The organism is Mesobacillus sp., from assembly GCF_049588175.1.
In the GTDB taxonomy this organism is placed as follows: domain Bacteria; phylum Bacillota; class Bacilli; order Bacillales; family Cytobacillaceae; genus Mesobacillus.
In genome coordinates this window covers 1-7139 of the sequence record NZ_JBAVFI010000780.1, presented here as the reverse complement: position 1 = coordinate 7139, position 7139 = coordinate 1, and the positions used below count along the sequence as shown (strand labels likewise).

The window sequence follows — 7139 nt, the reverse complement described above, 5'->3', positions numbered from 1 at the left end:
GCTAAAGACACAAACTCGTCATATACGAAGATGGATTTACGAGCTTCAGAAGGCCGAAATTTACGTTTCCAACCAAGACTGTGATAAATTTGACTGTTATTTTTCGCTCTTAACAACAGGATTTTTTTAAAATCGATATCGCCATTTAGCAGAGCCTCAGCAAAAAATACTTGAAGAACTAGTACATTTTTTTCAAAAAGTAGGAAATACTACATCTGTTATAAGCCGATGGTTTTTAAAAATCACTCTTTTATGTTAGGGTGTTAAAGTGCTAAAAAAGGAACGTTGGTAACAGAAAGGAGTTTTTGGATGAGGAAAGATTCATCTGTATTTTACATATCAGCTGGCATTTTGTTGCTGCTGGTGTTGTTTGGTGTATTTGTTCCGGATAGCCTGGAAAAAATCACCGCCAATATTCAGGTCTTTATTACTGATTCATTCGGCTGGTATTATTTAATTCTTGTGGCACTTATTGTGATCGTTTGTCTTTATTTCCTGATCAGTCCTTTAGGGAGAATCAGGCTGGGCAGCCAGGATGATCGCCCGGAATTTTCAACTATGTCATGGTATTCTATGCTATTCAGTGCAGGAATGGGGATTGGCCTTGTTTTCTGGGGAACGGCTGAGCCGATCAGTCATTATACGGTTTCTACCCCAACAGGAGTAGAACCAGGGACAGACCAGGCGATTCGTGACGCAATGAGATATACTTTTTTCCATTGGGGCATCCACGCATGGGCCATTTATGGAATAGTAGCGTTGGTGCTTGCCTATTTTAACTTCAGGCATGGCAAACCTGGATTGATTAGTGCGACACTTAGTCCTATTTTTGGTGACCGTGTTAATGGACCTGCAGGTAAAGTAGTCGATATCATTTCGGTTGTGGCAACTGTCATCGGTGTAGCTACAACTTTGGGATTTGGAGCTGTACAAATAAATGGTGGACTTTCCTACCTTTATGGAATACCTGCAAGTTTCTTGACCCAGCTAATCATTGTCCTTGTAGTGACAGTTTTATTTATTATGTCAGCATGGTCTGGGCTCGGGAAGGGAATTAAGATTTTAAGTAATGTGAATATGTTGCTAGCGGGAATTTTGCTTTTATTCATGTTAATCCTGGGGCCAACACAATTTATCTTAAATTTGTTCACAAATACGATTGGCAGCTACCTTCAAAATTTACCTGCGATGAGCTTTCGGCTTTCTCCATTAAATGAGGAAGTGCGTTCGTGGATAAATGGCTGGACAATCTTTTATTGGGCATGGTGGATTGCGTGGGCGCCATTTGTAGGGATTTTTATAGCTCGAGTTTCTAAAGGGAGAACCATAAGGGAATTTGTGTTTGGCGTTCTGCTCGTTCCTGCCCTGATCGGTTTCCTATGGTTTACAACATTTGGCGGTTCTGCAATTATGCTTGAACATGAGGGAGTTGCAAAAATTTCTGAACTGGCTACAGAGGAATCGCTTTTTGGCGTATTGGCTAATTATCCTTTTAGTTCAGTTATGTCGATTTTGGCAATGGTGCTGATTGGGACCTTTTTCATTACTTCAGCGGACTCTGGAACTTTTGTTTTAGGAATGATGACGACCAACGGATCGCTGACTCCAGGGAATAAGATAAAATTCACTTGGGGAATTATCCTAGCAGCTATTTCTTTAGTCCTGCTTTACTCTGGAGGACTGCAGGCACTGCAAAATACGATGATAGTCGCCGCATTGCCATTCTCTGTCATAATGGGTTTGATGGCAATCAGCTTAATAAAAGCTCTAAATAAGGAAGCGAAGGAACTTGGCATTGGAAAGATTCCTAAGCGTAAGCCACAATAGATAATGCACGATATTTTGTAAAGTATAGGCATCTTCCATCCAAATGGAGGATGTCTTTCTTTTGTTTACTTTAGGTTTTTCTCCATTAACAAGAACTCTTCCTTTTTTGTTCTGTATCTTGATGGCTATATAACTGGTAAGACTTTGTGAATTTTTGATAAAAATGTTATATGATTGATTTTACAAATGTAAAGAAATGGTGATTTATGAACATTTTGTTCTAATTAAAAATGTAAATGTTTTCATTCGGATTTTTTGTTAAAATGAAATTATCAATTATGTCTTTGTCAAAGGTGATCAGAAATGGAAAAAGAAAAGCTATTAAAGATAATCGAGGCTGCAAAGCTTTATTATTTATTAGATTATAATCAGAACGATATTGCCAAGGAGCTTGGTGTATCAAGGCCTACAGTATCGAGATTCCTTCAGCTGGCAAAGCAGGAGGGGATTGTCGATATCAAAATCATGGATCCGACAGAGGATGTAGAAAATTTGTCCTCACAACTTGAACAAAAGTTCGGGTTGAAAAAGGCAATCGTCACTCATATACCGCAATACGAAGATAGTGTAATCAAAACATACTTAGGGGAAAAAGCAGCTAGCTTCCTAAATGAAGTGGTTGACCATGATGATATTATCGGAGTAACGTGGGGAACAACGCTATATCACGTTGCTCTTGAATTAAAACAGAAGGCGTTGAAGAACGTAAAAGTGGTCCAGTTAAAGGGTGGAGTCAGCCACTCTGAAACAAATACGTACGCAAACGAAATCCTGTATTTATTCGGTAAAGCCTTCAACAGTGCGCCTCACCATCTGCCTCTTCCGGCAATCGTTGACCATGTTGTTGTAAAACAGGCGATGGAGGCTGACAGGCATATTAAACGGATCCTGGAAATGGGCAAGCAGGCCAACATCGCTGTATATACAATTGGCCCCATCAAATCGGAATCGATCTTGTTCCAATTAGGCTATTTTACAGAGGAAGATCTCAAGGTCATCGAATCTAGGGCAGTGGGGGATATATGCTCAAGATTTTTTGATAAAGACGGGAATGTCTGCAATGAAAATTTGAATGCGAGGACATTAGGCATTGAACTTGAAGAATTAAAAAAGAAAAAGTACTCCATCCTGGTTGCAGGCGGGGCTCAAAAAATTGAAGGAATTTATGGTGCTTTAAAAGGGAAATTTACAAACGTACTTGTTACGGATCAATTTACCGCTAAATTCTTATTAGATAAGTAAAGAACAAACCAATACCTGTTAGGCTATCTGCCTAGCGGGTATTTTTTTTGAAGTATTTGTTCAATTATGATTTTACAAAGGTTCATTTTATCAGTAAGTCTTTACAATTATTAAAGTTTCTCTACAAATTATTCAACTTGAAAAGCGAATAGCTTACAAGAGGGACATGATAGGTGCTCTTTTTTTGTATTAAGTAAATTGAATTTTTTTTATATTCAAGAAACATTCACAATTGATGTTCTTTTTTAAAAAATCTTTTCGACATAATTAGGTGGGAATCGAAGAAGAACACTAAAAAATCCCTGAAGAGTGGTTCGAATTTATTGAAAGTGACACTATTTATGTCAAATACTGCGATAAATGGGCGAACGGTTCTGATTTTAGAAGCTGTTTTGTTTTGCTAAAATGAAAAAATGTTATTGAATTTACAGCGAAAACAGCATAGGAGCGGATCCGATGGACCAAAAAACTTGTGAGAAGAAGGCTGAAGAGCCAGTACGTTCTTACATAGATGAAACCGAAGAGAACGAGCAGGAAGAGCTATATTACAAGCTCTGGGAAGATGACCGAAATTAATAATTAGTAACCATTAATTAGTTACAGCTTCGGTTCTAAAACAGGACCTGAAGATTTTATGAAAAAATAAAGAAACTCCCAAATTAAATCAATCAAACGAGTATGAGGAGGCAGCTATGACAAAGAAACAATGTATTGCCATGCTATTAGCAGGTGGAAGGGGCTCACGCCTTGGGGAGCTGACACAATATATTGCCAAGCCAGCGGTTCCATATGGAGGGAAATACCGGATTGTTGATTTTACGTTAAGCAATTGCCGCAATTCAGGAATAGACACGATAGGTGTACTGACTCAATATCATCCTCATGTACTGCAAAACTATATTGGAAACGGGAAGCACTGGGATTTAGAGCAGAAAAATAGCGGGGTTACCCTTTTACCGCCATATCAATGCGAGCTTGGTGAGAGATGGTATGAAGGCACAGCTCATGCTATCTTCCAAAATATACGATATATAGAGACCTATGACCCTGAGTATGTACTGGTCATTTCAGGCGACCATATCTATAAAATGGATTACAAAAAAATGCTGGATCAGCATATAGCGACAGCTGCAGACGCTACCATTTCAGTCATTAATGTACCGTGGAGCGAAGCAGACAGATTTGGAATCATGAATGTGGACAGCAGCACAAACAGGATCCTGGAGTTTGAGGAAAAACCAAAGTCGCCGAAATCCAACCTTGCTTCAATGGGAATCTATATCTTTAACTGGCAAGTATTAAAAAGCTATTTGCTAATGGAAGAACAAAACATGTCTTCCTCAAAGGACTTTGGAAAGGATATCATCCCTGCGATGATCGAGGAAGAGAGAAAGCTTTTTGCCTATCATTTCAATGGATATTGGAAAGATGTCGGCACTATTGAAAGCTACTGGGAGGCTAATATGGATTTACTGTCGACCGATACAAATCCAATCCTTCAACATCCTGAATGGCCTATATATACTGCTGATTCCCTGCAGCCGCCGATGTATTTGGATGAAGGGGCAGAGCTTCAGCAATCCTTGGTAAGTGAAGGCTGCCAAATAGAAGGACGCGTTGAGAATTCAGTCCTGTTTTATGGAGTCAAGGTGGGCAAAGGGGCTGTCATAAGTAACTCTGTAATTCTGCCGAATACAGTGATAGAAGAAAATGCAACTGTGAACAGAGCGGTGATTGGAAGCAGCACAGTCATTGAGCGCGGAGTAAAAATAGGGAACGCCCAGTCCTTTGGGGAAATCGCTTTGATTGGGGATAATAAAAGGATTGAAAAAGATATTGAATCCGAAGTTAAGCTGAACATTGTTTGACCATTCAGGCACTCCGTCATGGCGGAGTGCCTATATTTTTCGATGATAAGATATAATAAGAGATAAAAAATATATAAGGCCGTGATTTTAATGTGTTTAATAGTATTTGCTTATAAGGCTCATCCAAAGTATAAGCTGATTGTTGCCGCTAACCGTGATGAAGCTTATGGCCGTCCAACTGCTGCTGCTCATTTTTGGGACGACAGACCTGACATTCTTGCAGGGAGAGATTTGGAGAAAATGGGGACGTGGATGGGAGTGACAAGTTCAGGAAGATTTGCGGCATTGACCAATTATCGGAATCCCAGTGAAAATACCGAGGGGAAAAAGACCCGGGGTGAACTTGTGGCCAATTTTTTAAGCGCGGCTGAACGTGGGGATGAGTATTTAGAGAGAGCAGCGGCAAGTCGCTATGAATATTCCGGATATAATCTTTTGGCCGGTGATGTTAATGAGCTATTCTACTATTCAAATGTAGGAAACTCTTTGAAGAAAATCGAACCAGGTGTCCATGGAGTAAGCAATCATTTATTAAATACGGCTTGGCCTAAAGTTGAACAAGGGAAGGAAGGTCTCGCGAGAATCATTGCTGACGACCACCCTGATATGGTCAATCAATTATTCTCTCACCTTGAAAGTTCGGACCCAGCCCCGGATCACCTGCTGCCTGCAACAGGAGTTCCGCTTGAATGGGAACGTTTGCTGTCACCTATATTTATTAAAAGTGAAGGCTATGGGACAAGAAGCTCAACTGTGATCCTGATGAATGATGAAGAGATTTTCTTCAAGGAAAGGGTATACAATGGCGGAAATAGAGCCGATCAGGAATTTAAAATAAAGCTGTAAGGCCACCTATCATTGAATAAGCCGACCTAAAAAGACAACCCGCACAAGGGTTGTCTTTTTGAATCAGGAAATTGGATGTCCTGCTGCTGCGGCCATAAATTCGGCTGTTAAATTATCTATTATCTTCTGGACTGGCAAAATCTCCTTGATTTCACTTACTCTCGCCCCTGCGAATACCAGACCATTCTCGACATCACCTGCAACTGAGGTGAGAAGGGAGTCAAGGGTACAAAATCGGTACGAACAATTTTTTAGGCAGTCCCGGCACTGTTTGATTCTTAACTTATCCGAAGTGGTAATTAGTTCGGTGAATTTATTGGCAATTGCTCTGCCTTGCAAACCAACTGTTGTTTTTACAAGCAATGTATCTTCCTCAGTTGCTGCTACATATTTTTCTTTAAAGGGTTGAGGAGCATCGCATTCTGTACTTGCGACAAATCTTGTACCCATCTGTACACCAGATGCTCCCATCGATAAAGCTTTTGCGATATCCGAGCCAGTCATGATTCCTCCAGCAGCAATTACCGGTATGGACACAGACTCAACGATTTCTGGAAGGATATCAAAAAGAGGCTTGTCCGTCCCAAGATGGCCACCCGCTTCAAACCCTTCAACCACTACCGCAGCAGCTCCGAGGCGTTCAGAAATTTTGGCTAATTTAGCAGAAGAGACAATGGAGATGACGGGAATGCCTGCCTGCTTTCCCCAGGCATACATATCTCGTGAAATGCCTGCGCCAGAAATGATAAAATCAACTTTTTCCTCGAGGGCAGCCTTCATTTTTTCGGCAAAATCGTTCATGGCAAACAGCACATTTACACCTATATAGCCCCGTTCATTGATCAGGCTCCTTGCTTGCCTGATATGGGAGCGCATATCTTCGACGGAAATTCCGGTACCAGAGATAATGCCGATACCCCCTGCGTTTGCAACAGCTGATGCTAATTTGCTGAGCGAAATCCCTACACCCATCCCCCCTTGCATGATTGGCACCCTTGGAACCATATGACCGATTTTAAGCTGTGGAAAAACCATGTTATTACCCCTTTCATCTGTTATTCCCTAGAAGTTTAACATGGCTGAGTTTAAAAAGATGTGATATTTAGCACCAGGTAATAAAGGTTAGTATAATTATTTGGTGTTATTTTATATGAAAAAAACGCGGAAGCCAGGGCTCCGCGTTTTCTTTTGGACCAAATTAAAAATCAAAATTATCCGGATCCGGACCAACACGCTCGTCTTTATTCAAGCCGTTTAAACGATTCATATCCTCAGCAGAAAGTTCAAAATTAAAGACATCTGTATTTTCAACGATTCGGTGCTCTTTAACCGATTTAGGAATCGTTACAACTCCAT

The 7139-nt window shown here is 40.5% G+C and carries 5 protein-coding genes and 1 pseudogene; 4 read left to right on the top strand and 2 right to left on the bottom strand.

Annotated features, from left to right (window positions below; translation table 11 throughout):
• Positions 1-309 precede the first annotated feature (309 nt).
• The 4 genes from WB217_RS18895 to WB217_RS18880 all read left to right on the top strand — a co-directional run bounded on the left by WB217_RS18895 (position 310) and on the right by WB217_RS18880 (position 5783).
• The gene (locus WB217_RS18895) at positions 310-1827 is read left to right on the top strand and encodes a glycine betaine uptake BCCT transporter (protein WP_423994876.1); all 1518 of its coding nucleotides are present in this window, start codon (positions 310-312) and stop codon (positions 1825-1827) included.
• A 303-nt stretch (positions 1828-2130) separates the two neighbouring features.
• Positions 2131-3069, top strand: a complete 939-nt coding sequence (locus tag WB217_RS18890; protein ID WP_423409514.1) for a sugar-binding transcriptional regulator — start codon at positions 2131-2133, stop codon at positions 3067-3069.
• A 692-nt stretch (positions 3070-3761) separates the two neighbouring features.
• Positions 3762-4937 (top strand): glucose-1-phosphate adenylyltransferase, encoded by a 1176-nt coding sequence (locus WB217_RS18885; RefSeq protein WP_423994875.1) that lies wholly within the window; start codon positions 3762-3764, stop codon positions 4935-4937.
• A gap of 90 nt (positions 4938-5027) precedes the next feature.
• Positions 5028-5783 carry an NRDE family protein gene (locus WB217_RS18880; RefSeq protein ID WP_423994874.1) on the top strand — a complete coding sequence of 252 codons (756 nt, stop codon included), beginning with the start codon at positions 5028-5030 and terminating at the stop codon, positions 5781-5783.
• A 63-nt stretch (positions 5784-5846) separates the two neighbouring features.
• On the opposite strand, the gene WB217_RS18875 is transcribed toward WB217_RS18880, so the two are convergent.
• Together WB217_RS18875 and WB217_RS18870 are read right to left on the bottom strand one after the other, a co-directional pair.
• A complete protein-coding gene (locus WB217_RS18875; RefSeq protein ID WP_423994873.1) occupies positions 5847-6818 on the bottom strand; it encodes an NAD(P)H-dependent flavin oxidoreductase in 972 nt (323 codons plus the stop codon).
• 163 nt (positions 6819-6981) lie between these two features.
• Positions 6982-7139 (bottom strand): annotated as a pseudogene (locus tag WB217_RS18870) (aldo/keto reductase); the annotation flags it as partial.

Excerpts from the sequence above, each read along its gene's own strand:
- WB217_RS18895 (WP_423994876.1), top strand. The coding sequence starts at position 310 with ATGAGGAAAGATTCATCTGTATTTTACATATCAGCTGGCATTTTGTTG.
- WB217_RS18890 (WP_423409514.1), top strand. The coding sequence starts at position 2,131 with ATGGAAAAAGAAAAGCTATTAAAGATAATCGAGGCTGCAAAGCTTTAT.
- WB217_RS18885 (WP_423994875.1), top strand. The coding sequence starts at position 3,762 with ATGACAAAGAAACAATGTATTGCCATGCTATTAGCAGGTGGAAGGGGC.
- WB217_RS18880 (WP_423994874.1), top strand. The coding sequence starts at position 5,028 with ATGTGTTTAATAGTATTTGCTTATAAGGCTCATCCAAAGTATAAGCTG.
- WB217_RS18875 (WP_423994873.1), bottom strand. The coding sequence starts at position 6,818 with ATGGTTTTTCCACAGCTTAAAATCGGTCATATGGTTCCAAGGGTGCCA.